The 26,972-nt window shown below is 61.6% G+C and carries 22 protein-coding genes; 8 read left to right on the forward strand and 14 right to left on the reverse strand.

From position 1 onward, the window contains the following. Positions 1 to 31: 31 nt before the first annotated feature. Entirely contained in the window at positions 32 to 1,339 is a 1,308-nt protein-coding gene (gene hslU / locus GC127_RS07300; protein ID WP_008279713.1) for an ATP-dependent protease ATPase subunit HslU, read from the reverse strand. Positions 1,340 to 1,520: 181 nt separating this feature from the next. Here hslU and GC127_RS07305 point away from each other — a divergent pair, with 181 nt between their 5' ends. Further along, on the forward strand, positions 1,521 to 1,847 hold the full coding sequence (locus GC127_RS07305; protein WP_151977311.1) for a BrnT family toxin: 327 nt from the start codon (positions 1,521 to 1,523) through the stop codon (positions 1,845 to 1,847). Next, the gene (locus tag GC127_RS07310; RefSeq protein WP_199861209.1) at positions 1,798 to 2,034 is read left to right on the forward strand and encodes a BrnA antitoxin family protein; all 237 of its coding nucleotides are present in this window, start codon (positions 1,798 to 1,800) and stop codon (positions 2,032 to 2,034) included. The genes GC127_RS07305 and GC127_RS07310 overlap by 50 nt, the downstream gene beginning before the upstream one ends. On the opposite strand, the gene hslV is transcribed toward GC127_RS07310, so the two are convergent. From hslV to regB, 10 genes are all read right to left on the reverse strand, one after another. Beyond that, complete coding sequence (hslV, locus tag GC127_RS07315) at positions 2,031 to 2,588, reverse strand: ATP-dependent protease subunit HslV (RefSeq protein ID WP_151977315.1); 558 nt, start codon at positions 2,586 to 2,588, stop codon at positions 2,031 to 2,033. The genes GC127_RS07310 and hslV overlap by 4 nt on opposite strands. A gap of 61 nt (positions 2,589 to 2,649) precedes the next feature. Next, a complete protein-coding gene (locus GC127_RS07320) occupies positions 2,650 to 3,798 on the reverse strand; it encodes an amidohydrolase (RefSeq protein ID WP_151977317.1) in 1,149 nt (382 codons plus the stop codon). 81 nt (positions 3,799 to 3,879) lie between these two features. Then, positions 3,880 to 4,200: a thioredoxin gene (trxA, locus tag GC127_RS07325; RefSeq protein ID WP_008279716.1), complete on the reverse strand. Its 321-nt coding sequence runs from the start codon at positions 4,198 to 4,200 to the stop codon at positions 3,880 to 3,882. A gap of 59 nt (positions 4,201 to 4,259) precedes the next feature. Then, positions 4,260 to 7,631, reverse strand: a complete 3,372-nt coding sequence (addA, locus tag GC127_RS07330; RefSeq protein ID WP_151977319.1) for a double-strand break repair helicase AddA — start codon at positions 7,629 to 7,631, stop codon at positions 4,260 to 4,262. After that, positions 7,628 to 10,567: a double-strand break repair protein AddB gene (gene addB / locus GC127_RS07335; protein WP_151977320.1), complete on the reverse strand. Its 2,940-nt coding sequence runs from the start codon at positions 10,565 to 10,567 to the stop codon at positions 7,628 to 7,630. The genes addA and addB overlap by 4 nt, the downstream gene beginning before the upstream one ends. Next, positions 10,560 to 11,243, reverse strand: coding sequence for a nucleotidyltransferase family protein (locus GC127_RS07340; protein WP_151977322.1), 684 nt, complete (start codon positions 11,241 to 11,243; stop codon positions 10,560 to 10,562). Before GC127_RS07340 ends, addB begins: the two co-directional genes overlap by 8 nt. Then, positions 11,240 to 12,253: an aminoglycoside phosphotransferase family protein gene (locus tag GC127_RS07345; protein ID WP_151977324.1), complete on the reverse strand. Its 1,014-nt coding sequence runs from the start codon at positions 12,251 to 12,253 to the stop codon at positions 11,240 to 11,242. The genes GC127_RS07340 and GC127_RS07345 overlap by 4 nt, the downstream gene beginning before the upstream one ends. Then, a complete protein-coding gene (tsaE, locus tag GC127_RS07350) occupies positions 12,246 to 12,731 on the reverse strand; it encodes a tRNA (adenosine(37)-N6)-threonylcarbamoyltransferase complex ATPase subunit type 1 TsaE (RefSeq protein WP_008279721.1) in 486 nt (161 codons plus the stop codon). Before tsaE ends, GC127_RS07345 begins: the two co-directional genes overlap by 8 nt. A 40-nt stretch (positions 12,732 to 12,771) precedes the next feature. Further along, entirely contained in the window at positions 12,772 to 14,298 is a 1,527-nt protein-coding gene (locus GC127_RS07355) for a PAS-domain containing protein (RefSeq protein WP_254700031.1), read from the reverse strand. Positions 14,299 to 14,373: 75 nt separating this feature from the next. Beyond that, complete coding sequence (regB, locus tag GC127_RS07360) at positions 14,374 to 15,762, reverse strand: sensor histidine kinase RegB (protein ID WP_037297032.1); 1,389 nt, start codon at positions 15,760 to 15,762, stop codon at positions 14,374 to 14,376. A gap of 87 nt (positions 15,763 to 15,849) precedes the next feature. Here regB and GC127_RS07365 point away from each other — a divergent pair, with 87 nt between their 5' ends. From GC127_RS07365 to GC127_RS07390, 6 genes are all read left to right on the forward strand, one after another. Continuing rightward, positions 15,850 to 16,479 carry an SCO family protein gene (locus GC127_RS07365; protein ID WP_151977328.1) on the forward strand — a complete coding sequence of 210 codons (630 nt, stop codon included), beginning with the start codon at positions 15,850 to 15,852 and terminating at the stop codon, positions 16,477 to 16,479. A 75-nt stretch (positions 16,480 to 16,554) separates the two neighbouring features. Then, on the forward strand, positions 16,555 to 17,106 hold the full coding sequence (locus tag GC127_RS07370; RefSeq protein WP_008279725.1) for an ActR/PrrA/RegA family redox response regulator transcription factor: 552 nt from the start codon (positions 16,555 to 16,557) through the stop codon (positions 17,104 to 17,106). 165 nt (positions 17,107 to 17,271) lie between these two features. Then, positions 17,272 to 18,258 (forward strand): glycosyltransferase family 2 protein, encoded by a 987-nt coding sequence (locus GC127_RS07375; protein ID WP_008279726.1) that lies wholly within the window; start codon positions 17,272 to 17,274, stop codon positions 18,256 to 18,258. A 25-nt stretch (positions 18,259 to 18,283) separates the two neighbouring features. Next, entirely contained in the window at positions 18,284 to 19,984 is a 1,701-nt protein-coding gene (locus tag GC127_RS07380) for a beta-1,6-N-acetylglucosaminyltransferase (protein WP_008279727.1), read from the forward strand. Positions 19,985 to 19,990: 6 nt separating this feature from the next. Continuing rightward, the gene (locus tag GC127_RS07385) at positions 19,991 to 21,418 is read left to right on the forward strand and encodes a sulfotransferase family 2 domain-containing protein (RefSeq protein ID WP_008279728.1); all 1,428 of its coding nucleotides are present in this window, start codon (positions 19,991 to 19,993) and stop codon (positions 21,416 to 21,418) included. A 98-nt stretch (positions 21,419 to 21,516) separates the two neighbouring features. After that, positions 21,517 to 22,359 carry a PHB depolymerase family esterase gene (locus tag GC127_RS07390; protein WP_151977330.1) on the forward strand — a complete coding sequence of 281 codons (843 nt, stop codon included), beginning with the start codon at positions 21,517 to 21,519 and terminating at the stop codon, positions 22,357 to 22,359. A gap of 7 nt (positions 22,360 to 22,366) precedes the next feature. On the opposite strand, the gene mdoH is transcribed toward GC127_RS07390, so the two are convergent. From mdoH to GC127_RS07405, 3 genes are read right to left on the reverse strand one after another with little or no spacing between them, the layout of a single operon-like run. Then, on the reverse strand, positions 22,367 to 24,250 hold the full coding sequence (mdoH, locus tag GC127_RS07395) for a glucans biosynthesis glucosyltransferase MdoH (RefSeq protein WP_037296861.1): 1,884 nt from the start codon (positions 24,248 to 24,250) through the stop codon (positions 22,367 to 22,369). Then, positions 24,238 to 25,743 carry a glucan biosynthesis protein gene (locus tag GC127_RS07400; protein WP_081507372.1) on the reverse strand — a complete coding sequence of 502 codons (1,506 nt, stop codon included), beginning with the start codon at positions 25,741 to 25,743 and terminating at the stop codon, positions 24,238 to 24,240. The genes mdoH and GC127_RS07400 overlap by 13 nt, the downstream gene beginning before the upstream one ends. Beyond that, entirely contained in the window at positions 25,740 to 26,948 is a 1,209-nt protein-coding gene (locus GC127_RS07405) for an OpgC family protein (protein ID WP_151979664.1), read from the reverse strand. The genes GC127_RS07400 and GC127_RS07405 overlap by 4 nt, the downstream gene beginning before the upstream one ends. Between the last annotated feature and the right edge of the window lie 24 nt (positions 26,949 to 26,972).

Genomic DNA, 26,972 nt, shown 5'->3' on the forward strand with positions numbered 1-26,972 from the left:
GTCGCTGAGGCCGCTCAGATGATCTCCCCCCTCACAACACATACCTGCTCAAATCCGCTGACCTCATCAGCTCGCCCAAGTTCGCCTCGACGAAGCCTGCATCGACCGTCACGGTCTCGCCGGCGCGGTCGGGGGCGGTGAAGGAGAGTTCTTCGAACACCCGTTCCATGACGGTGTAGAGCCGCCGCGCGCCGATGTTTTCGACCGATTGATTGACCTCTGCCGCGATATGGGCGAGGGCGGCGATACCATCCTCAGTAAAGCTGACCGTCACCTCTTCGGTGCCCATGAGGGCGGTGTATTGCAGGGTGAGGGCATTGTCCGTCTCGGTCAGGATGCGGACGAAATCACCTTCGGTCAGCGCGCGCAGCTCAACCCGGATGGGCAGGCGGCCTTGCAATTCCGGCAAGAGGTCTGACGGTTTGGCGATGTGAAAGGCCCCAGACGCGATGAAGAGGATATGGTCGGTCTTGACCGCGCCATATTTGGTCGAAACGGTCGTGCCCTCGATCAGCGGCAAGAGATCACGCTGCACGCCTTCGCGGCTGACATCGGCACCGCGCGCATCAGAGCGGGCGCAGACCTTGTCGATCTCGTCGAGGAAAACGATGCCGTTCTGTTCGACCGCCTCGAGTGCGGTGCGGTGGACGGTTTCATCATCAAGAAGTTTGTCGGCCTCTTCCCCAATCAGCAGCGCGTAGCTATCGGCAACGCTGACACGCTTGGTCGTGGTGCGCTGGCCGAACGCTTTGCCAAAGATATCACCGAGGTTCATCATGCCCATCTGGCTGCCGGGCTGGCCGGGAATATCCATCATGCCCAAGGGGCTAGAGGTATCGGCCACCTCGATGTCGATCATGGTGTCGTCAAGCAGCCCCTCGCGCAGCTTCTTGCGGAACATATCGCGGGTGCCTTGGCGGGCATCCTCGCCAGCGATGGCGGTGATCACGCGCTCTTCGGCGGCCTGTTCGGCGCGGGTCTTGACGTCGTCGCGCATCCAATCGCGGGTCTGGGCAATGGCACTGTCGACAAGATCGCGGATGATCTGTTCGACGTCACGGCCGACATAACCGACTTCGGTGAATTTGGTCGCCTCGACCTTGATAAAGGGCGCGCGGGCGAGTTTGGCGAGACGGCGGGAGATTTCGGTTTTGCCAACGCCGGTGGGGCCGATCATGAGGATATTCTTGGGATATACCTCGTCGCGCAGGTCATCGGAGAGCTGCTTGCGCCGCCAACGATTGCGCAGGGCGACGGCAACGGCGCGCTTGGCCTCTTTCTGGCCGATGATGTAGCGGTCAAGCTCCGAGACAATCTCGCGCGGGGTCAGGTCGGTCATTCAGCATTCCTTTACCGGTTTGTGCAGAGATACGCAGAGAAGGCGGGGATTTGAAGGGGGGTTGATCTGTGTAGCTACAAAGTGTATGTATTTTCGTGAGCGTTTAGTGGTGAACGCGCGATCATAGGGAGAAAGACGATGATCGAAATTACTAGACGTAATCGAAAAAGGAACTCTCCCGATGTTCGAATGGAACGAGGACAAGCGCGGTCTTTCGCTGAAAAAGCACGGCATCGACTTCCGTGACGCTGTCGAAATTTTCGAGACCGACTATCTCTGCCTCTCAGGAAGAAGCGAGATCGAGATACGAGAAATCGCGGTCGGATATCTGAATGGAAGTTATCTCGCGGTGGTGTTCACCATGCGCGGCGACGTGATCCGAATTATCACAGTTCGAAAGGCAAGGCAGGATGAGCGAAAAGCATATGACGCGTATGTCGCTCGACGAGATACGAAAGATGAAGAGCCAAACAGATTGGGACCGCGTCAAGGCGGCGCCGGATCATGAGGGCGAGCAGGAAATAGATGTGGATTGGTCCAAGGCGCGGTTGGTCGCGCCGGAGTCCAAGAAGCTGATCTCGCTGCGGATTGACGCCGATATCGTCGAATTCTTCCGCAACCAAGGCAAAGGCTATCAAACCCGCATGAATGCGGTGCTCCGGGCATATATGGAGGCTGTGGCGAAAAAAGACTAGGGTTTGCCGATCTTCTCGACCGTCAGCTTGCCATTGGTGTAGACGCAGATATCGGCGGCGATGGCCATGGCGCGGCGGGCGATATCCTCGGCGCTCAGGTCGGGATTCTCGGCCAGACCGCGCGCCGCAGCGAGAGCGAAGTTGCCGCCCGAGCCGATGGCGGCCACGTCATGCTCTGGCTCCAGCACGTCGCCCGCTCCGGTGATGACATAGAGCTGATCGCCATCTGTGACGATGAGCATCGCCTCGAGCTTTTGCAGGTATTTATCCGTGCGCCAATCCTTGGCCAATTCCACGCAGGCGCGTTGCAATTGGCCCGGTGTCGCCTCAAGTTTGGTTTCCAGCCGTTCGAGCAGGGTAAAGGCATCCGCCGTAGACCCGGCAAAGCCCGCGACCACCGGATGCCCCCCGGGCGACAGGCGGCGCACCTTGCGAGCTGTGCCCTTGATCACCGTCTGTCCAAGGCTGACCTGCCCATCCCCGGCAACGACAACCTCGCCGCCGCGCCGCACACCGATGATGGTGGTGCCGTGCCACCCGGGAAAATCGCTCATTTGGGCCTCCTTATTCTGTGTCCCCTATATGGAAGGGGTCGGGAGAGGGCGCAAGGGCAGGCTAACCCAGCATGTCGCGGGCGACCTGATGAAAGATGCGCGCCCCAATGGGAATGAGGTCGTCGGGAAAATCGTAGTCTGGATTGTGCAGCGCGGCATGGGTGGAACCTGCGCCAAGAAAGAGCATGGCAGCGCGGGCGCGTTGACCAAAGCGGCCAAAATCCTCGGACGCGCGCATTGGCAAGCCGCGCGCGTCATGGGGCACGTGCAGCGCATCGAGCGCCTTGCGCAAAATCAGAGTCGCATCGGGATCATTTGCGCAATGCGTGAAAATATCGTGATAGCTGATTTCAACACTGATGTCGTGCGCCGCTGCGGTGTTTGTCACCAGCGTTTCAGCACGATCACACAGCGCCTGCATCTGAGCGTCAACGAGAGTGCGCAGCGTAACGTAGAGCGTGGCCTCGCCCGGTGCGATGCCAAAGGCAGGTGCGCCCATGCTGGTATGGGTGACGGTGGCCAGAGTGAAATCGTGATCTTGTGGTGTGCCCCGGCTGAGGGCGGTCAGCGCCGGCATGAGATGCGACAGCGCCTGCATCGGCGAACGGCCATTCTCTGGCTCTGACGCATGGGCGGATTTTCCGCTGAGGGTAATGGACATACCGCGCGAGGCGCAATTGACCGGGCCGGGGATGAGGCCGACATGCCCCAAGGGCAGGCCCGGCATATTGTGCAGGGCAAAGGCATAATCTGGTGAAATAGTCTCGAATTCTGGATCGCGCAGCACTGCCTCTGCGCCTGCGCCGGTTTCCTCGGCGGGCTGGAACAGCAGCACAACCCGACCCCGCGCAGGGCGCTGACGAGACAAGAGACGCGCGAGCGCCAGAATCACCGTCATATGCCCATCATGGCCACAGAGATGCCCCGTGCCCGGCACGGTCGAACGGTGGGGCAGATCGCCCTGCTCGGTGATCGGCAGCGCGTCAAGTTCGCAGCGAAAGAGGAGCGTTGGCCCTTGACCCTCACCGTCGTAGACCGCCGCCACGCCATGCCCGCCAAGCCCCGTCAGCAAGTGGTCGGGCGTGTGATCCGTGAGAGCCGCGATAATACGCCGGGCTGTCCCCTGCTCTTGTCCAGACACTTCGGGGTGTTGGTGCAGCAGGTGGCGCAGCGCGGTCAGCTCTGTAATGTCAGCATTGGTCAGGGTCATGGTGTGATCATGCGGGTTTTGTGGCCAAAGAAAAGGGGCCGCGACCGGCGCGACCCCTTTTGATCTTGTGGCGTTGCAGGCTCAGATGCTGTCTTCGATCCAGCTCTGGAGGGCGGCCTTGGGGGCAGCACCAGCGCGGTTCGAAACAACCTGCCCGTCCTTGAAGATGAAGAGCGCCGGGATGCCGCGCACGCCCATGGCGACGGCGGAATTCGGGTTGCTATCCACATCGACCTTAACGATCTTGACGCGGCCGGACATCTCGCTTGACAGTTCTTCCAGAACCGGGCCGATCTGTTTGCAGGGGCCGCACCATTCGGCCCAGAAATCCACGACGACGGGAATGTCGGAATTCTTGACTTCGGCGTCGAATGTGGCGTCGGTGACGGCAACGGTGGCCATGATCTGTCTCCTAGTGGTCAGGGTTTCGGTCGTGAACCTATGGAGCCGGGCGCGGCGCGTCAAGCGATGGTGGTGGATTCCAGCGCCGCAGTCACAAGATCGTGGGGTAAGGGCATGAGCGTGGCGGTGCGGGTCCAGAGGATCGCGGTGTCAGTGCGATGATCCGGGTAGAGCTGCCCGAGCGCGTGGGCATAGGCCCCCATCTGCCGCAGCAGGGCATCAGGGCAGTCGGCGGGCGTGTCGGGCACCAGCGCGTTGGTCTTGAAATCAACGGCGAGGATGCGGGTATCTTCGATAATCAGGCGGTCAATCACACCATGGATGCGCCGCCCCTGAAGCGGGTCGAGGGTGGCGGTGATCGCCACCTCTGTCAGCGCAGCGGGCGTGAAAAGGGCCAGAAGGCTAGGCCGTGTCAGCACCTTGTCTGCCTCGGCGAGAAGAAGGGCGAGTTCTTCGCCTGTCGCGGCATCACCCCCATTGGACAGAAGCCGCGCAGCGGTGGCGGGCCAGTCATGGGCAGGCACAGTGGGCAGGAATTCAAGCAGACGGTGGATCTGACGACCGCGCCGTTTTGCGGCCTCTTCATCCAGCCCGCGTTCGCCGGGCAGCGCCTTGGCCCCGCCCAGCTCTGACGGGCTGAGCGTTTTGAGGCGCGCAGGGAGCGGGGCGGGGCGCTGAAAGAGCGGATCGAGGGTGATTGTTTGAGGGGACGCAGAGGGCGCTGAATTAGTCTCTGTTTCGGCCCAAATGCCATGATCAAGACGCAGGCCAGGGCCATGGGCAAAGCTGTGGGGTTGAGCGCCTGCGGCCAGCATCCCGCGCTGCACCTTTTCATACCAGGTGTCGCCTTGTTTACCCAGATCGCCATGGGCGGCAACGATCAACCACGTCTCGGCCCGCGTCATGGCGACATAGAGCAGGCGGTCACGTTCCGCCAAAAGCGCGCGGCGTTCAGTATCGAGCGCTGCGGCCAAGCTGGGCGGCATGTCATCGGCGCGCCCGGTCCAAAGGGCATGGCCCGCTTGCGTCACGATCTGTGGCGCAGGGGGCGTGCGCCAAACACCACATTCAGGCAGGATCACGACGGGCGCCTCAAGCCCCTTGGCCCCATGCACGGTCATGACGCGGATGCGGTTGCCAGCGCTGTCGAGTTGGCGCTTGATCTCGAGATCGTCGGTTTCCATCCAGACGAGAAAGCCCGTTAGGCTATCCACCGCGCGACGTTCATAGGCCATGGCCTGCGCCAGAAGGGCGTCAATGCCATCCTCCGCTTCGGTTCCCAGACGGGCGAGCAGACGGCGGCGGCCATCGTGGCGGGTCAGAACACGCTCGATCAGGTCATAGGGGCGCAGGAAATCGGCGTGATCAAGCAGGTCACGCAGGATTGTGATGGTGTCGGGATACTCGGCGGCGCGGGCGCGCAATTCCTCCCAGAGATAGGGACGATTGCGGCCCTGCGCGAGGGTGTAGAGCTGGTGTTCGGACCAGCCAAAGAGCGGCGAGCGCAGGGCGGTGGCAAGGGCCAGACTATCCTCGGGCGTGGCGAGAAAGGACAAGAGCGCCTCAAGATCGCGCACGGCAAGTTCCGCCCCCACCTTGAGCCGGTCAGCCCCGGCGATGGGCAGGCCCTGCGCCTTGCATTCGCGGATGATCTCGTGAAAGAGCGCGGACCGGCGGCGCACAAGGATGAGGAAATCACCGGGTTGCACGGCGCGAAAACCGCTGGGCGATTTGGGATCGGGGATGGCCTGCCGTGCGGTGATCATATCGCGCATGGCCGCCGCAACCTGCCGCGCCAAAAGGATTGCCGGATCGTTGGTGGCGCGGATGTCTACAGGCATGTGCCAGGCCGGCGGTTCGTCCTCATCCGGTTTCTCGACCAGAGGCCAGAGATCGACACGACCGGGGAGGGTATCAAAAAAGGCTTTGTGACCCTCTTCCGGCGTAAAACCGCTCTCGCTGCTTTGATCAAAGCAACAATCGACAGTGGTCAGGATCGCCCGCGACGAGCGAAAGGAATAAGCCAGAACGCGCGATTGCAGCGGGGTGTTGGTGGCGCTCAGACGCAGGCCAAATTCCTGCTGCATGCGGTCGAATTCTCGCGGGTCGGCCCCCTGAAAGGAATAGATCGACTGTTTCTTGTCGCCCACGACAAAGATCGTACGCGCCACATCGGAACGCGCGCCCTCGCCGCTGGTGAATTCCTGCGCCAGACGTTCGATGACCTGCCATTGCACGGGGCTGGTGTCTTGCGCCTCGTCCACAAGAATATGGTCGATGCCACCATCCAGCCTGTAGAGCACCCAAGCCGCGACCGCTGGATCGGTCAAAAGATCGCGGGCGCGCAGGATCAGATCGTCGAAATCAAGGAGGCCGCGCAATTGCTTGGCGCGTTCATAGGCGGGCAGGAAAGCGCGGGCGAAGTCATGCAAAGCGCGGGTTTTCTGCATCGCAAGGAGGGCAAGGCGCGCGGGGCGCGCCGCTTCGACGCGCAGCATCCATTGTTCGATCTGCGGCAGGACAGAGGCAAGGGCACCTTGGGTCGCCTTGGTCGGAAAAGAGCCTAACTTGGCGGAAAAGGGCGATTTTGCCCCTTTGCCAGTGAGAAAGACATCCTCGAGCACGGGCAGCGCGCGCAGGTCCAACGCGCTCATTTGCGCCAGCTTGGCGGCGGCCTTGACGTCATTGGCATACCCGGCCTGAAGCGCAGGCATGAGGTGGCCGAGAAGCGCCTGTTCACTGCCCAAAAACACCCCGTCACGGATCATCTGGGCGCTCAGCCCCTCGGGTTGATCAAAGAGGGCGGCCAGATCAGCATCGCTTAGCGGTTGTGCAAATCCACTGCGGTTGCGGACAATTTCGGCGGTCAGTTTTTCCAGAGTTTCGCCGGAATAGTGTCTGGCAAGGGCGTAAAACGTGGCGGCCTGCGGCCCGGCGGCCAAGTCTTCGACAATCTCGGCGCGCAAGAGGGTGGCAGTGCGATCCTCCATCTCGGTGAACTGCGGCGTGACGCCCGCCTCGAGCGGAAAACGACGCAGAAGGGAGGCGCAGAAGGAGTGGATCGTCTGGATTTTCAGCCCACCCGGCGTCTCGATCGCGCGGGCAAAGAGACGGCGGGCGTCGCGCAGGGTCTGTTCGGTGATCGCGCCCTCATGGCCCAAAAGATCAAGCTCTTGCATGAGCGCGGCATCGGCCAACATCGCCCAAGCGCCAAGGCGGCGAAAAAGACGGTTCTGCATCTCGCTTGCCGCGGCCTTGGTATAGGTGAGGCAGAGGATATGCTGAGGATCGACCCCATCGAGCAAAAGCCGCGCCACACGGTCTGTAAGCACCCGCGTTTTGCCCGATCCGGCATTGGCCGACAGCCATGTCGAGAGGTCGGGGCGCGCGGCCTCGACCTGTGCCTGAGTGGCGGCATCACGCGCAGTCATTGGCCCACCTTGGTCACGTCGGGTGTATCGGTCTGGTCCCATTCGCCGTAGCGCGCCAGCTGGTCGTAATCCCCATCCTCATCGGCATTGCGCGGCGCGCGGCGCGCAGTATAGCCCATATCAGGGTCGAAATAGGCCGAAATCAGCGCGTGGAACTCGGCCCAGATTTTCTCAGGCGGCTCTGTGTCCAGCGGCGCGTCCAATTCTTTGGGTTCGCTACCCAGCCCGATAAAGACCGCGCGGGCGACACGGGTTGGGCCCATCCCCTCAAAGCCGGAGCGGGTGGCAATCGCGGCCTCAAGCAGCAATTGCTTGTCGAAACTGGTCTGTTCCTTGGTCGAAGGGGGCGCGCCGGTTTTATAGTCATAGATATGCACCTGCCCCAGATCATCGAGATCGAGCCGGTCGGCCTTGGCCGAAAGGGTAAAGCCCAGATCTGGCAGGGTGGCGCGGCCTCTAGCCTCGAAATACACGGGTCGGGCCAGCGTTCGACGCCGCGCCTCAGTGTCGATGAACCAGTCGGCAACACGGTCCAGCCGCGCCAGCCATAGCGCGCGCGCCTCGGCCCAAGGGACCTTTTCGGCCAGAACAGTCTCTGCATGGTGCATCAATGTGGCGTGGTCGCACTGCTCCGGGTGATCCAGTGTTTCGCGAATGAACCCCTCAAGAATTTCATGCAGCACGGTGCCGCGCAAAAGCGCATCGGGCGCGCGCATCAGCGGATCAAGCGGGCGCAGTTTGAGGATATGGCGGGCATAGATGGCGTAGGGGTCGCGAATGAGCCGCTTGATCTCGGTTACGGGCAGATGGTCGGGGCGTACGGCAACGGGCGGCGCGGGCGCAGGCCGGGTGGCACGCGGCACCTCGCCCGGGTCCTCTAGCGCCGTGGCGCGGTCGAGCCAGAGGCGGCCACGGTTGCGCATGTCCTCAATCGCCGCCTGCCCCCCCTGATCCGGCAGTCCAGAGAGCAGGTTCAAAATGCGGTTGAGCCAGCGCGAGACCACGGTTTCGGCATCGGCAGAGCGGACGGACCGGGTAAGCCAGACCTCGGGCGCGGCGATTGCCTGCTGGAAATCATGCGCCGAGAGGCCGATGCGCCGCTCGGGCAGCAAAAGCCCCACCTGATGGCGCAGGGCGCGGTTGAGCCAAGGATCGGGTTTGGGGGATTCGGGCCAGCTCCCTTCATTCAGCCCGGCGAGAATCAAGAGATCGGCCCCCTGAACGCGCGCCTCCAGCGTACCCCAGATGAGGATATGGGGGTGCGGATCAACAGGATTGCGCACCTCGCGCGTGCTCAGAATCTTGTGAAACAGGCTGGAATAGTCACTGGTGCTGAGCGCGCCCGCATGATGGGCCTCGGCCCGAAGTTCGGTCACGGCCTTTTGCGCCTCTTGCCCAGCATCCTTGAGCCAGAGCGTGCCAGAGCCTGTGCCATGGCAGCCTTGGGCGATCTTTTCCGCGAGGTCGAGATGCGTGGCCACGCTATGATCAAGAGGAATTTCGCCGGAATAGTCTCTGTTCACAAAGCAAGCACAAAGCCAGCTCACCCATTCAGGGGCAAGGGGATCTTTTTGATCGGCTGCCCAAAGGCGCAGGCTTTCCTCGGTCGGATAGGGGGGGCCGTGGCGGCGCAGATGCAATTCCAGCTCGCGGGTGAGGCGCAGATGTGGGCCACGCTCGGCCCCCTGATGTGCCAGCGGATGTTTGAGCAGAGTGAGCAGAGATTCAGCGCTGAGCCGGGTGCGAAACAGATCGGCGACATGGCGCAGAAAGCGCCCCGGTGGTGACAGATGCAGCGGCAGACCGGCACTGTCATCAGGCAGGATATCCCATCGGTCGAGGGCTGCGGTCACTTGGCGGGTGAGCGTGCGGTCTGGCGTGATGAGGGCGGCGGTGCGCCCGTCCTCTGCCGCTTGGCGCAGGCGCAGGGCGATGGCGAGCGCCTCTTGGCGCTGCGACGGGGCCTCGACCAGCGTGACATTGGCCATGGCCCCGGCGATGTCGCGCAGATGCGGGCCGTCGCGCAGCCATTGATCGGTGACAGGGGCGGGGCGTAGGGCCAGCGACACCAGCGCGTTGCGCGCCGGGTTGGCGGGGGAGATATCAGACCATGGGCGAATGTCCGCAGGCGTGATCCCGGCCCCGGCGGCAACCCGACAAAAACGGTATTGCGGGTGATCCTCGGAAAGCATGGCATCACCCAGCGCATCCCAGACGGGGGCGGGCATATCAAAATCAAAGCCGGGCAGCACGACCGCCCCCTGTGGCAGGCGCGCAACCGCCTGCATAAGGTGCTGTGTCGCCCCCCGTGAGCCGGTGGACCCCGCGAGGATGACGGGACGCGCGGGCGGGGTATCGGCCCAGAGGGCGGCCAACCGTTCGATCACAAGGCGCTGGCGGGTTTCCACATCGGGCGCCGCGCCGCCGGTCTCGAAATAGTGGCGGACGATGCCGAGAAAGGATTTGATCCGCGCCCAATGACCGGATTGATCGGTGATATCGAGCGTTTCGATCGCCTGCGGTGCGACACCTTCGCCGTGCATTTCATCCATCAGCCCCGCAAGACTATCCGACAGGTCGTAAATCGCGCTGCGGGGGGCAAGATCAGGGGCGTTGTCGAGAAGTGTCGCGATAAGCTGCACCAATTCCAGCCTGCGGCGCAGGGGCGGCACCGGATCGGGGATATGGGCCAGATCCCACAACTCTCCGAGATCAGTCAGGAGGCTGATGCGCGGCAAAAGACAGGGGGGGCCTGCGTCGAAGAGTTCGCGGATGCGGCGGGCCATGCGGCGGGTGTTAACGATAAGTTGCACGCGCGCGAGGGCCTCGGGCGGTTTTCCTGCGTGGTGCGCGCGCAGGCCTTCGACCAGAGCACGGGGAAAATCCACACCGGGCGGCACGCCATAAAGGCGGGGGGTGTCTGAAGGATCAAACATCGGGGGCCGCGAGCAGGGATTCGGCAAGGGCAATCCCCTCTGGGTGGCCGACATCGCACCACTGGCCGGGGTAATCGGTGGCAAAGAGCCGGCCCTCGGACAACATCACATCCCAAAGGCGGTTGAGGGAAAAGGCGCGCTCGGGGATGGTGTGCAGCAGGTCAGGCTTCACGATTTGAAGCCCGGAATAGACCGAACCGGGGCCGCGCGTGGCGCGCCCGTCGGCAGCAATCTGGAAATCGCCCGTGCCGGAATGGCCGACGGTTTGCGCGCGCGGGATGCAGAGCAGAAGCGCGTCCATCTCTGCGGGACGCCAGAGGCCAGCCAGTTGGTCAAGCGGATTGGGGCCACGCCAGACGGCATCGGTATTCATGGTAAAGACCGGGCCAGTGCCAAGCAGAGGCAGCGCGGCGCGAAGCCCGCCGCCGGTTTCCAGAATCTCAGGCGTTTCAAGAGAAAGGCGGATGTCACGCCCCGCCAGATGCTGCGCCAGTTGGTCGGGCAAGTAGTGCAGGTTGGCCACCACCGGGGCCGCGCCATGCGCCGTGGCAAGATCGAGCGCGTGGTCGATGAGCGGGCGGCCCGCCACCTCGATCAGCGGTTTGGGACGGGACGCGGTCAGCGCCCCCATGCGCGTGCCGAACCCGGCGGCAAAGAGCATCAAAGGCAGGCTCATGACGCGCGTTGTGCGCGCAAGCGCTCTAAGATCGCAGAGGTCGGCGCAGGCAGCGCCGCACGCAGGAGATCTGCAACCGGGGCCAGCGCCGGGTGATCGAGATCCCGCCGCAAATGGTCCCAGACGCGGGGGATAAGATCAATGTAATGCGCCTTGCCATCACGTAGGCAGAGGCGGGCAAAGACGCCCAGAATGCGCAGATTGCGTTGTGCGCCAAGGCAGTAATAGGCCCCCTCAAAAAGGGACTGATCCGTCTCGGTCGCGCGGCAATAGCGGGCGATCATCGCTGTCTCGATAGCCCGGGGCACATCGCGGCGGGCGTCTTGCAGCACCGAAACCAGATCATAGGCGCGATGCCCGGTCATCGCGTCCTGAAAATCGAGCAGGCCCACCCGCGCCGACCCTCTGCGCCCCGGCAACCAAAGCAGGTTTTCGGCGTGATAGTCTCGCAACACGATCACATCAGTGGTCGCGGCGTGCTGACGCAAGAGGCGGTTGAGCGCAGCGAGGGCTTCGGCACGTTGGGGGCTCGCCTCTCCTGTCGCCCCGGTGAGATACCAGTCAAAGGCAAGGGCGGCCATGTCTGTCATGGTGTCGGGGCCATAAGGCTTGAGACCTTGAGGGGGTGCCGCACGGTGCAGGTCGATCAGGACGTCGGTCGCGGCGGTGTAAAGCTGATCCTCCATCTGAGGGGCAACCGGAATGACACGCGCAAAGAGCGCATCGCCCAGGTCCTCGAGGATGAGAAAGCCGCGCGCCTCGTCCTGCGCCAGAATATTCGGGGCGCTGAGGCCAAGGCCGGTCAGGTAGCGGGCGATTTGCAGAAAGGGGCGCACATCCTCGCCACGCTCGGGCGGGGCGTCCATCAGCACGGCGGTTGTCCCGGTTTTGGGATGGGTGAGGCGCAGGTAGCGCCGGTTGGAGGCATCGCCCGCCAAGGGCGCAATGGCCGCGCCTGCCCAATCGGTTTTGGCGACAAAATCCTGCATCAATGCGCTGCGGTCACTCATTCAACACCCCCTTCAATCGCTGCCCCCACCTGTCACCCTGCCACATGATCCGCAAGAGGCGGTGATCCTCTGCGCCGGGTCGTGGCACAGTGTCAAAGTCCAGCAAAAGCGCATCGGGCGGGGTCAGGTCACCCAGCCGGTCAGGCCATTCTATCAGGCAGATGGCGTCTGTGAATGCGTCGGTCAGGCCAAGTTCGACCAGGTCCATTGCATCGCCCAAACGGTAAAGATCGGCATGCCAGATTTCACCGCTTTGCCCCTGATAGGTCTGCACCAGCGTATAGGTTGGCGAGGGCACATCCTCGGGCGATAGAAGCAGGGATTGTATCAGGCAGCGGGCAAAATGGGTCTTGCCCGCGCCGACACCACCCGAAAGCAGAAGCGTATCGCCGGGGCAAAGGCAGGATGCCAAGCTGCGCGCCAAGGCGCAGGTCGCCTCGGGGCTGGCAAGGAGGATTTGGGCGCGGGCATCGGACATGCCCCGACACTACACGCGCCGCGTCCGCCCGCAACCCGGTTCAGCGCAGGGGCAGATCCACGCGGTCTGCCGCGATGGGGGCGCGATCCTTGAGGCAAAGCATGGATTGACCCCGCCCCAAGGGCACAACCCGAAGATCCGCCCCCGCCTGCCCCGACGATATGGCGCGATCATGGAGGGTCGCAACCAGACGCCGGGAGGCAATGCGATCCTCTACTTCGGGCCACAGACCAGGATCGGGGTAGCGCGCGGCGCAGGCCGCGATCACGTCATGCAGGCCCATATCGGCAAAGCTCGAATCCGGGTCGATGCCCAGCATCTCGCCAAAAGCGGTATTGCAAAAGAGCAGGCGACCATCCTGTGCCAGCACCGCGATCCCCTCTTGCAGACAGTCGATAACGGATTGACGCAAGTCCATCTGGAGCCGGTGGCGGCGGGTTGTCGACACCTCAAGCGAGATATCCTCGAACAGAAAGGCAACAGCACCATCGGGATGGGGCCGTCCGGTAACGCAGTAGGTCTGGCCCGAAGGCAGTGTCCAAACCTCGTGATACAGACCACCCGTAGCGCTTTTGACCATATCGGTGATCTGGCTGCGCCAGCTTGCGTAGTTTTTGGGTTCCGGCATCACCATCCGGTCGCGCAGAGCATCGAAAAATCCAAATAGGCTGGGCCGCGCGCTGAGGAATTCAGCAGGCAACCCCGTAAGATCGGTCAGCGCCGGATTAAAGATTGCCAGCGTCTTGGCCCGATCAAAGACCACAAGGCCGGTCGTGAGATCGGCAAATGTCTTGCTCAGCGTCTGGACAAACTCGCGTTGCAGCGTTTCGGCGCGAATGAGGCGGGTGATGTCCTGTGCGTGATGGATGCAGCCCAGCGCGGTGCGGGTCACATGCAGGTCATAGATATGATCCGGCTGCCCCGTATCCCCGGCAAGGTCGAGCCGGACGCAAGAGGTCTCGCCCAGCTCTGGCGGGGTGTCGGGCTGTGCGGTCAGTGGCGAGACATGGGCGGGCGGCACTGCGCGGGCACTGTCATTGTGCCAGATCACGGTGCCTGCCGCATCCATGATCCAGACCGGCATCGGCGCATGCTCAGCGGCAAGGGCGCGCGCCAGCAGATCATAACGCTCCTGCGCTGCGGCATGGCGAGTGATAGCGTCGGCGGGCACCGTGTCACGCAGCACGGCGCGCAGGCTGTGTTCCTGTCGGGTCAGGGTGAGGCTTGCGCCATCCTCGGCCTGCAAGCACAGGCTTTGGCCTAGGCGCATATTCTCCTGATCTTGCGGCAGATCGCCAAAGCGAAAGCCCATCCATAGGCGGAAACGGGACCAATCGCTGTCCTCGGGCGATCCATCGGGCAGAGCATCGGGCAGAGACAGGCTGCTGGCGTCGTGATCCAGCAGTGCACCATAGCGAAAAAGAAAGGCCGCATCCTGTATGCCCGGCACCGGTTGCGCGCGCCGGGCTGGCAGGCTTAGGCCACCGATCAGCCAAAGAACCGCCAACGACAAGAGAAGGGCCAGCGGCACGAGCACGGCGATATCCGAAACGGTCATCTCAGGCATCTGCATCCCCCGCAGGCTGTTATCGGGGGTAAGTCTGGCGCAGAGTGGTTAAGGGGGCATTAACGCCGACCGGGATCACCCACGCAAAGGCTGATTGAGACCCAAGGCGGGGGCGAGCGGACCGGATGGGGCCTCGAGCGCATCGCGGGGCCATGACACCTCGACCAGCGCGCCGGTGCGTGCGGCATGGCTGACTTGCGTGCGAAAAGAATCCGAGCCATTGGCAAAGGTGAGATCGGCACCCGACCGCTCGAGCAGGGTCTTGGCGATGAAGAGACCCAATCCCATGCCCTCATAGGCCGGACGCTCTGGATCGCTGGCGGGGGCGCGGCGGCGGATAAAGGGATCACCGATGCGCCCCAGCATGTCGGGCGGGTAGCCGCGCCCATCATCCATGATCCGCAGGGTAATGGCATCTTCGGTCCAGCCGCTCTCGACCCAGACATTATCGCGGGCGAAATCCACGGCGTTCTGGATCAGGTTGCGCAGCCCGTGGATCACCTCGGGGCGGCGCAGCACGGTGGGTTGCGTGATCAGGTCCCCAACGCCATGGTCGAAATGAATCCGTTTGCCACGATCGACATGCGGCTCTGCCGCCTCTTCGATGAGGGCGGTCAGGGGGGCGGTGCGCAGGTGCAGGTCATCCTTGCCCACGCGGCCCATGGAGCGCAGGATGTCGCGGCAGCGGTCAGTTTGCTGCACGATCAAGAGCGCATCTTCGCGCAGGTCCGGGTGATCGGTCAGCTCTTCGGCCAATTCGGCACTGGCCAGTTTGATCGTCGCCAGTGGCGTTCCCAGCTCATGCGCGGCGGCCGCCACCACCCCCCCCAGATCAGTCAGTTTCTGTTCACGCGCCAAGGCCATTTGCGTGGCTTGCAAAGCGTCGGACATGGCGTGCATTTCCTGCACGATCCAGCGCGAATAAACCCCGAGAAACAGCACCGCGATGACAATGGCCACCCAGTTTCCAAAGCGGAACACATCCGGCATTGCCAAAACGAACCCATCCTGAAGCCGCAGCGGCAAGTAGAACTGCATGAGCAAGGTCACGATCATGATCGCCATCGCACCCAGAAAGGCGGTTGAACGGCCCGAAAGCGCAGAGGCCGAAACCGTGACCGGCCCCACGATCAGGATGGAAAAGGGATTGTGCAGCCCCCCTGTGAGATAGAGCAAAAGCCCGAGTTGCAGCATGTCAAAAAGCACGACCAGAAAGGTGTCTTGCTCTGAAAGACGCTTGTTCTCGGCAAAAACGAAGGCGGCGACAAGATTGCTTGCGATTGAGACGCCAATCACCAGAAAGCAAAGGCCAATTTCCAGATCAAGGCGGTAAACCCGCTCGGCGATGATCAGGGCCGTGGCCTGCCCCACGATGGCCCACCACCGCAATAGGACCAGCGTGCGCAGGCGAATCCAGTTACCACGCTGGCGGGATTTCAAGGGTTCGGGCGAAAGATGGACCATGTGTGCGCCTGCGTCCCATTGCATGCGAGAGGTGGGATGATACATAAGCAAAGTCGCACTCTGCCCCTACGAACGCAAGGACATCCCATGACCCGCCTGATCGCCATTGCCGCTGCACTCGCTGTTGTCGCCGGGCTGGGGCTAACCTTTGCCCTGACCATGATGGGGGGCGAAGAAGACCAGTTCGCACAATGCCGGGCGTCAAGCGTTGCCGGGGGCGCGGCGCAGATCGGCGGCGAATTCACCCTTGTCAGCGAGACCGGAGAGACCGTGACCGACAAGCAGGTGATCGACCAGCCGTCGCTGATCTATTTTGGTTATACGTTCTGTCCAGATGTCTGCCCGCTCGACAATACGCGCAATGCCGAGGCGGTTGATCTGCTGGAGGAGCAGGGCCTCATGGTCAAGCCGGTGTTCATCTCGGTCGATCCCAACCGCGATACGCCCGAGGTGATGGCCGAATACACAGATTATGTGCATCCCCGCCTCTTGGGTCTGACCGGTAGCGAAGAACAGGTGCGCGCCGCCTCGAAGGCCTATCGCACGTTTTTTCAGGCGCATCAGCCGACCGAGGGCGAGGAAGATTTCTATCTCGTGGACCATTCCACGATGACCTATCTGACACTGCCCGACCATGGCTTTGTCGAGTTTTTCCGTCGAGACGCGACCGCAGAGCAAATAGCTGATCGTGTTCAGTGTTTTCTTGACGCTCGTTAGAATAGCGCGTTTGTTTGACGGAGGTCAGGCTGCGGGCTAGAACCTGTGTCAGGACGGCAGAGCGGGAGGAACGGCATGACTGACGAGGTTCAGGATATCGGCGAAGACAGGTCGCTTCTGCTTGTCGATGATGACGAAGCGTTTCTGAAACGTTTGGCCAAGGCGATGGAAAAGCGCGGGTTCGAGGTTGAAACCGCCGGATCGGTCGCAGCCGGGCGCGCGATTGCCACGGCACGCCCCCCTGCCTATGCCGTGTGCGACCTGAGGCTAGAGGATGGCAACGGGCTCGACGTGGTCGAGGTGATCCGGGAAAAACGGCCCGATAGCCGGATCGTTGTGCTGACGGGATACGGCGCGATTGCCACCGCTGTGGCGGCAGTCAAGATCGGAGCCACGGATTACCTGTCCAAGCCTGCGGATGCCACCGACATCACCAATGCCCTCTTGGCCACTGGTGCAGACCTGCCGCCACCGCCCGAAAACCCGATGAGCGCAGATCGGGTGCGGTGGGAACATATCCAGCGTGTATATGAGCTGTGTGATCGTAACGTGAGCGAGACGGCGCGCCGCCTCAACATGCATCGCCGCACCTTGCAACGTATCCTCGCCAAGCGGTCGCCCAAGTAAGTTTGCGCCCGTGAGGGGCGCAATTTGATCATTTTTGCGTCAACAAATTATATTTTTAGCTAAGATTGTTTCTCAAAAGCTCGTATTAAATCTTGGAGAATAGTTTGACGCCACTTCGGGCAGGCAACAGGACGTGATTTTTTGGGGGCATGGCAATCATATCGGATGCGACTGCGGCGCAAACGGGCGAAGATTCGCGCGTTTCGCAAGCATTTCTCGCTTACTCCGGTCATCAACCGCACCGACCGGATCAAACCGGGCGATGTGCTGTTGTTCTCGACCATGCGCGACGAGCATATCCGCCTGCCCTATTTCCTGCGTTATTACCGCGAGTTGGGGATTTCGCATTTCCTGATCGTCGATAATGACAGCACCGACGGCGGCGCAGAGTATCTGGCCGCGCAAGAGGATGTGTCACTTTGGTCCACCAAGTCGAGCTACAAGCGCGCCCGGTTCGGGGTGGATTGGCTTAACTGGCTGCAAGGAAAATATGGCCATGGCCATTGGACGCTTGTGGTCGATCCGGACGAATTCTTTATCTACCCGTTCTGCGACACGCGGCCCATTCGCGCGCTGACCGACTGGTTGGACACCTCTCAGGTGAAATCCTTTGGCGCGATGCTGCTGGATATGTATCCCAAGGGCAGGATTGATGCGGTGCCCTATCAGCCGGGGCAAAACCCGATGGAAATTGCCGCGTGGTTCGATCCGGGCAATTATATCATCGAGAAGAACAAGTTTTATGGCAATCTCTGGATTCAGGGTGGGCCACGGGCGCGGGTATTTTTCCCGGACAACCCCAAAAAAGCACCAGCGCTGAACAAGACGCCGCTGGTACGGTGGGACCGGCGCTATGCCTATGAAAGCTCGACCCATATGATCCTGCCGCGCGGTCTCAACCTGACCTATGACGAGTGGGGCGGAGAAAAGGCGAGCGGTATCCTGCTTCATGCCAAGTTTCTGGATACCTTTACCGTCAAGGCCGCAGAGGAACTGACCCGCCGCCAGCATTATTCCGGCAGCGTCGAATACAAAGCCTATGCAGAGATCGTGAAGGACAATCCCGAACTTTGGTGCAAATGGTCAGAAAAATATATAAACTGGCGGCAATTAGAAATTCTCGGGTTAATGTCCAAAGGGAACTGGGCATGAGCGCGAGGAAAGATACAGGGACAGAATGAGCGTCGGCATCATCATGCTGGTTCACACGGCCTTTGGTCGCGCCGAACAGGTGGCGCGCCATTGGGCGGCGTCTGGCTGTCCGCTGGTGATCCATGTCGACAAGGCAGTGCCGCGCAAGACCTATAACGCCTTTGTGCAGGCGCTGTCAGACATGAGCGATGTGCGCTTTGCGCCGCGCCATCGCTGTGAATGGGGCACATGGGGGCTAGTGGCCGCCACCCAAGGGGCGTCTGAGATCATGCTTCGCGATTTCAAGGACGTGCGGCATGTCTATCTGGCCTCTGGCTCATGTCTTCCGCTGCGCCCAGTGCAGGAGTTGATCGACTATCTGGGCAAGCGGCCACATACCGATTTCATCGAAAGCGCGACGACCGCAGATGTACCTTGGACCATCGGCGGACTGGATCAGGAGCGGTTCACGCTGCGGTTTCCGTTCTCTTGGCGCAAGAACCGCTATCTCTTTGATAAATACGTGGCCCTGCAACGGCTGGTTCGGTTCAAGCGGCGCATCCCCAACGGGATCGTGCCCCATATGGGCAGCCAGTGGTGGTGCCTGACACGGCAAACGCTCTCTGCCATTCTGGAAGACCCCGAGCGCAGCGTCTATGACCGCTATTTTTCCAAAGTCTGGATACCTGACGAAAGCTATTTTCAGACGCTGGCGCGACAATATTCCCGCCAGATCGAGAGCCGGTCGCTGACGCTGTCGAAATTCGACTATCAGGGCAAGCCGCATATTTTCTATGATGATCACCTGCAACTCTTGCGGCGCTCTGACTGTTTCGTGGCGCGCAAAATCTGGCCCTTTGCCGATCGTCTTTATGAGGCGTTCTTGACCGATCAGGCCAGTGCGATGAAGCGCACGGAACCGAACCCCGGCAAGATTGACCGCATTTTCGCCAAGGCGGTGGAGCGGCGCACGCGCGGCCGTCCGGGCCTCTATATGCAAAGCCGGTTTCCGGTGGAGGGTCGCGAAAACGGGCTGACCTGCGCACCCTATTCGGTGTTCGAGGGCTTCAGCGATCTCTTTGAGAATTTCGAGCCTTGGCTGGCGCGGATGACGGGCATGCGGGTGCATGGCCATCTCTTTGCGCCCGAGCGGGCCGAGTTTTCGGATGGGCAAACGGTGATGAATGGGGCGCTGTCGGACAGTGCCGCGCTGCGCGATTACAACCCCCGCGCCTTTCTGGCCAATCTGATCTGGAACACGCGCGGCGAGCGGCAGTGTTTTCAGATGGGGCCGCGCGACGTGCTGACAGATATCGAGTGGGATATTGTCCGCGATCCCAATGCACAGGTTTCTGTGATTTCAGGAGCTTGGGCCGTACCGCTCTTTAAATCCAATGCCAATTTCTCGGATATCCGGCGCGAAGCGGCGCAGTTGCAACGGGTCGAAAGCAAGCATCTGGAGGTTCTACGCTCGCAATGGATCAAGGCGCGGGTGCGCATCTGGACCATGGCCGAATTCATCGAGGCCCCGATGGAGCCGTTGCAGACCATCATCGACGAAATCGGCCAGCAGAACCTGCGCGGTTTGGCCGAAGTGCCGCGCATGGCCGATTTGACCGGCTTTGGCCAGTTCCTGCAGAACCTCAAGAATCAGGGGATGCATCCCTATGTGATGGGAGATTTCCCGGTAGAGCAGGGTATGAACGAACCACAGAGCAGTCCCCGCAAACCCTATCTTGTGCGATAAGGCCGAATGACAGGCAATTTTGATTACTTCGTGGTGTTCGCGGAAATGCGCACCGGCTCCAATTTTCTGGAAACCAACCTGAATGCCTTTGACGGAATTGAATGCCATGGCGAGGCGTTCAACCCACATTTCATAGGCTATCCCAACAAGACCGAGATGCTAGGGCTGACACAGGCCGAGCGCGACGAGGTGCCGGAGCGTCTGATCGGGGCGGTCAAGGGACAGTCACAGGGGATCGGCGGGTTTCGCTATTTCCATGATCACGACCCGCGCATTCTGGACCTGATGCTGGATGATCCGCGCTGTGCCAAGATCATCCTGACGCGCAATCCGGTCGAGAGCTATGTGTCGTGGAAAATCGCGCAGGCGACGGGGCAATGGAAGCTGACCAATGTCAAACGGCGTCGCGACAGCAAGATCACCTTTGATCCGGCTGAGTTCGAGCTGCATGTCGGGCGGTTGCAGGCGTTTCAGGTCTTCTTGCTCAACCGGTTACAAGCGGCGGGCCAGACGGGGTTTTACCTCGCTTATGAGGATTTGCAGAGCCTTGAGGTGATGAACGGGCTGGCGCGCTATCTGGGCTGCGACGCGCGGCTCGAGGCGCTGGATGCTTCGCTCAAGAAGCAGAACCCAGAGCCGCTGGAAAGCAAGGTCGAGAATTTCGCCGAGATGGAGCGGGCGCTGGCGGGGTTGGACCCGTTCAACCTGACGCGCACGCCCAATTTCGAGCCACGCCGCGGCGCGGCAGTGCCCGGTTTCGTGAGCGGGGCGCGTGCGCCCCTGCTCTATATGCCGGTGCGGTCGGGTCCCGAGGCCGAAGTCTGCGCATGGCTGGCAGCGCTTGACGCTGTGCCGGTCGAGACATTGCCCACGAAGCTCAATCAAAAGGCATTGCGGCAATGGATGCGGCGCAAGGGCGGGCATCGGCGCTTTACCGTGCTGCGGCATCCGGTGGCGCGGGCACATGCCGCCTTTTGCGACAAAATCCTGATCAAAGGGCCGGGATGCTATCGCGACATCCGCCGCACATTGCGCAATTTCCACAAACTGCCGATCCCCCAAGGGGAATTGGACGAAAGCTATGATCGCGACGCGCACAGGCAGGCTTTTGCCGCCTTTCTGCGGTTCCTCAAGGCCAATCTGGCGGGACAGACAGGGATCAGGATGGATGCGCATTGGGCAACGCAAGCCGCTGTGCTGGAAGGGTTGGCCGAGTTCGCCCCGCCCGACATGGTGGTACGGGAAAATGAAATGGCGGGGTATCTGACCGCGCTTGCACGGCAGGTGGGCTATTCCAAGGCCCCCGCGCCCTTGCCCGCGCCGGAAACCGGGCCATTCCCGCTGGCCGAGATTTACGATGCCGAGATCGAGGCGCTAACGCGCGACGCCTATCTGCGCGACTACTTGACCTTTGGCTTTGGCGATTGGGCGTGATGCGGCTGGACCTCACGCAAGGGTGACGCAGGTGCCCTGTGCAAGAGCGCCAGATTGTGGGAAGCTTGCGGGCTTTCAACCCCTGATCGGAGCCTTTGATGCGCCTCGCTTCTGCTCTTGTGATCTGCCTGTGTTTTGCCGGGCCGCTTCAGGCCGCCCCTGTTTGCGGCGATCCAGACACGCCCTGCGAGACAGCGACGGGCAGCTATCACATTGCTTTGCCCGATGGGCCGGGACCGTATCCGGTGCTGGTTTTTCTGCACGGGCATGGTGGGCGCGGTGGGCCGATGGTCGAAGGCGAGACAGCGCGGGAAGCAACCGCGCGAGGCTATGCCTATATCGCGCCCAATGGGCTGGTCAGACCGGGGCGGGATCGACCAAGTTGGAATTTCCACCCGGACTTTCCGGGGCAACGGGATGAGGCCGCGTTTCTGCACGAGGTGATGCAGGATGCCGCCGCCCGGTTTGACGTTGACCCAAAGCGCAGCCTCTTGGCGGGGTTCTCTATCGGTGGATCGCTGGCGAGCTATATCGCCTGCGCCACGCCAGAGGCATTCAGCGCCTATGCCCCGGTGTCTGGCAGCTTTTGGCGGCCACATCCCACGGGCTGCGCCGGACCTGTTCGGCTTTTGCATACGCATGGCTGGCGGGATGAGGTGGTGCCGCTAGAAGGGCGCGTGATCCGTCAGGTTGCTGGGCGCGATTTTGCGCAAGGCGATGTGTTTCACGCCATGAGCCTGTGGCGCGCGGCCAATGGTTGCGAGGCTCACCGCGCCGACTGGTTCGAGACGGCAGACGGCTTTATGCGCCGCGCCTGGACACGATGCGCCCCCGGCGCAGCGCTGCAATTCGCGCTATTCGACGGGGGGCATGGCGTGCCAAAGGGTTGGAGCACGCTGGCGCTTGACTGGTTCGAGGCGCTGGCGGAGGCCAACCAATAGCGCAGCGTTATTCTGCTGCGATTGGCGGGCTTTCGGGCAGGCGAAACATCATACGATGATTGCGCGCAAGTTGCAGGATGGGCGGTGTGTCTACCATCTCGGGCGTTGCCATGAGCGAGGCAAGGCCGCGCCGCTGATCCAGCCGCAAACCCGACATCATCGAGAGCGGCACCGCCGCGACCAAGCTGATCGCAATCGGCAAGAGCCAGAGAGACACCACCCCAGCCACCATGCCCAGCGCCAAGAGCGCGCCGCTGACGGTTTCCAGCGCGTGGAACTTGAGCACCGTGCGGGGGCTGTAATCGCCGCCTTTGCGCGCCTGTGGCGACCAAGTCGGGCGAATTCCGATGGCTGTCCGCAACACGGCAACCACCTGTTGCACCATCATGATCGGCGAGAAGAGGATCGACAGCAGCACCTCAACCACAAGCGAGACCGCAAAGCGCGCGCCCCCGCCATAGCGGTGCATATGCCGGTCCTCAAGGCCAAGCGCCAGCGCGCCCAACAGTTTGGGGGCAAGCAACATGCCATACATGAAAAGCAGGATCAGCACAGAGCTGACGCGGCTCATTTCTGGCCAGACCGGATAGAGCGGGTTTTCCATTGAGAAATAGGTGATGACGCTGTCCTGCCCATTGCCCAGGATCGCCCAGATCACCAGCAGTCCAAACCAGGCTGGCGACAAGAGATAGCTCATCGCGCCATGAAACAGGTGGAAGCGGGACACCGGATGCAGGCCGCGCGTGGCCAAAAGGCTGAGGTGTTGCAGGTTGCCATGGCACCAGCGGCGGTCGCGCAACGCATAGTCTATCAAGGTGGCGGGCGGCTCTTCAAAGCTGCCGGGGATGGTGGGAATGAACCGCACCGCCCACCCGGCGCGGCGCAAAAGGCCGGCCTCGACGAAATCGTGGCTGAGGATCAGCCCGCCCTTGCCCCGGAGCGACGGCATACGTGGCAGGCCCGCGCAATCGGCAAAGGCGCGGGTGCGCAGGATGGCGTTATGGCCCCAGTAGTTCCCCTCGGACCCGGTCCACCCCGCCAACCCCTGAGACAGGAGCGTGCCATAGACCGAGGCCGAGAATTGCTGCATCCGGCCAAAGAGCGTATCCGAGCCCACCACCAGCGGTGCCGATTGAATAAGGCCCGCCGTGGGATCAAGAGACATCTCATCGGAAAGTGCGATCACCGCCTCGGGGCTCATCAGGCTGTCGGCATCGAGCACGAGCATGGCCTCATAGGCGCCACCCCAGTTTTCCAGCCATTGCGCAATATTGCCGACCTTGCGTTCCGTGTTTTGCACCCGCCGACGATACCAGACGGGCGCATCGGGCGGCATGGTCGCGCGCAGCGTGGCATAGGCGCGCTGTTCGGCCATGGCGATGTCACTGTCCTGTGTATCGGACAGGATAAACAGCTCGAACCGATGGGCACTGCGCGCCACGCGCAGGGCGCTCATCATGGCACTGGCATTGCCGAAAACCTCGGCGGTATCCTCGTTGTAGATCGGCACGAGCAGCGCCACGCGCATCGGCTCTGGCATAACCCCGGCGCGCGCACGTTTCTGTTTGCGGTGGACAGCAAGGCCAAGCGTGGCCGTACCCATCGCCAGAGCGATCCAAAAGAAGGTGGCAACCACAAAGGCCAGCAGCACCCATTCCAGCCACCAAATTCCGTTGGTGGACAACCAATCGCCAAACGCCCAAGCCAGAACCCCCGTGGTGATCACGGCAGGCAGAAAGGCCGCCAAACGCCGCCACTGGAACACGGCAGAGGGCTGCCAGAGCGGCGCGTTGGGATCGCGATAGGGGTGGCGCAGGCTTTGGACCGGATGGGCCAGAGGCGCGGGCGCGGGCATCAGCCCAGAACCGGGAAAGGGTGTCAAACGGTCCATCGGTAGAGCCAGACTTCGGACACAGCTTGTCCTTGGTGATAGAGTTGCGCGCGCATTTCGGACGCCATCACCTCTGCGGGATCAAAAGAAAACACAAGCCGGGGACCGTCGGTTTCGGGATTGCGCTGAATTTGCGGCACCGAGGTTTCGAACGTGCTGGCATGCACATAGGCCACCAGCTCTTCGTAATCCTCAGGCAAGGCGGGGTGCGGGGCAAAGTCGATGACCACGACCTTGTGTTCATTCTGAGCAAAGCCCTTGCCCAGACGGGTGTTGAGCACAGGCGTCACCGGCTTGGCCGATTCAATCTGGTCAGTCCAGGTCATGCGGTAAGAGAACGCATGTTCGGACCCTTCGGCAAGCGGCGTGCGGGGTCGCCAGTACACGACGATGTTATCGTAGATTTCCTTGTCCGTGGGAATTTCAACAAGCGTCACCGCGCCCTGCCCCCAATGCTCTCCGGGTGTGATCCAGAGACTGGGACGTTCGTGGTAATGCGCTTCGAGATCCTCGAAGTTGGAAAAGGCCCGTTCGCGCTGAGCCAATCCAAAGCCGCGCGGGTTTTCATCCCCAAAACTGGAAATCTGGATAAAGGTCGGGTTGGCCAAAGGCCGCCAGATCAATTCGCCATTGCCGTTATGGATGCTAAGCCCATCACTGTCATGCACGGCGGGGCGGAAATCATCGAAACGGCCACGGTTGGTTTCATCGAAGTAGAACATCGAGGTCAGCGGCGCGATGCCGACATTCGCAAGCTCCGTGCGCGGCCAAAGGGTGCACCGCACATCGACCTCGGTCTTGGTGCCGCTAGGGCGCAGGGTAAAGTGGTAGATGCCGGTGACAGAGGGACTCTCGAGCAGGGCGTGGACCTTGTGCTCGGTGACGCCGGGTGCTGGTTTCTCGATCCAGAAGCGGGTGAAATCCGGGAATTCCTCGCCATCGGGCGAGGCGGTGTTGAGCGCCAGACCGCGCGCCGAAAGACCGTAAGCCAAATCGCGCGCAATCACGCGGAAATAGCTGGCACCTTGGAACACGGCATATTCCTGAAAAAAGCCCGGCTTTTCGATCTCTGCACGCAGGCGAATACCCGAATAGCCCAGTGCGTCATCGACTGGCAGTTCCGGCACGATTTCATGCAGGTCATAGAGCGCGAAATCGAACGGCAGTTTGCGGGCGACGCCATTCTCGACCATGTTCACTTCGACCGCATGCGGGAAATAGAGGCCCGGCGGAAACATATCGAACTCAAGCGTGGTGTCGGTGCCCGCCCAGATTGCCCTATCGGTGTTGTACCGGATTCCGCGATACTGGTCATAGGTCAGGTCACGCCAGGCATCGGGCACGAAGGGCCGCTCTGCATAGGGATTGGCCGCGATCTGCCGCGCCAGTTCGTGCAGGGCCTCTTCGGAAAAGGCCACGCCATCCTCGGCACGGACCATGCCGGGCCAGAGCGCGAGAGCTGCCATGGATTTGAGAACATCACGCCGGATCATTTCGCGACCCGCCATGGATGAGATTTAAACCAGCCCGCGATGTAAGCCACCGCGATCAACGCCGCGAATCCTACGAAATTCGCAACCGTCATGTTCCAGGTATTGCGTCCGATCTGGTCCATGACAAAGCCCGAAAACCGAGCAAACACCATGGAGAAGACGAAGACCGCCAGCGATTGCTGCCCGACCTTCAGAATCATTTTGAGCAGAACTCCCCACACATATGAGATGATGCCAGTGCCAGTGGCGCGCAGGCGCATACCACCTTCTCCGGCCGCTGCCCAGCACAGATATGCAAGCGCCAGAAAATGAATGTAGCGCAGGATACCGAAATCGGATTTGTTGAAGAGCCAGCTATTGGCGCCGCGCCAGTCGCGGGCCCAGTCAAAGCCAAATTCGCGCACGCCAATGTTGGAAAGTGGGATATTCGCGATCACAAGCGCCGCTGCGATACCGATCAAAACCCGGTTGACCGGCGGCTTGGGCAGCCAGCCGCGCATAAAGGCAAAGCCGGTGAAAAAGATCAACTGCCAGCCGAACGGGTTAAAGAACCACTCGCGGTTGGACCACGGCTCTGCCGAAAAGGCCACATGCCATTGACCCAAGCCCAATGACTCGAGCAGGAATTCCTGCGCCATGAGCCAGGTCAGGCCCATCGCCGCTGCCACCGCCCAGAGACTGATGCGGCTGAGTGCCATGATGATGGGCATCATGGCGAGGATCACCAGATACATCGGCAGGATGTCGAAATAGTTGGGCACATAGCTAAGCGTAAGCAGCCCCACCAATTGCGGTGCTGGGTTCTCGAAGAAATGCTGCAAGTTCAGCGAACTGATGTAGCTTTTTCCAAAGTCGCCCCACACATCAAAGGCCGCCAGCATGGTTGCGATGACAACAAACATGCCGATATGCGCCCAATAGACCTGCCAGACGCGGTAGCCTACGCGCCCGGTGCCCAAGGTCCATCCCGCTCGGTCAAAGGTGCGGCCAAAGGCGATGGCCGAGGCCATGCCGGAGCAGAACACAAAGATCTCGGTCGCATCCGAAAAGCCCCAGCGCGCGGGAATCCAGCTTGTGAAAAAGTTACTTGGGGTATGGGCACACAGGATGATGAACATCGCAATGCCGCGAAAGAAATCCAGCCGGATGTCGCGCGTGCTTGCGACCGGCTTGGCGGCCGCATTTGTAACGCGCCCATGCGTCATAGACGGATCTGCAACACTCGTCAT

The sequence above is a fragment of the Roseovarius sp. EC-HK134 genome (assembly GCF_902498815.1).
In the GTDB taxonomy this organism is placed as follows: domain Bacteria; phylum Pseudomonadota; class Alphaproteobacteria; order Rhodobacterales; family Rhodobacteraceae; genus Roseovarius; species Roseovarius mucosus_A.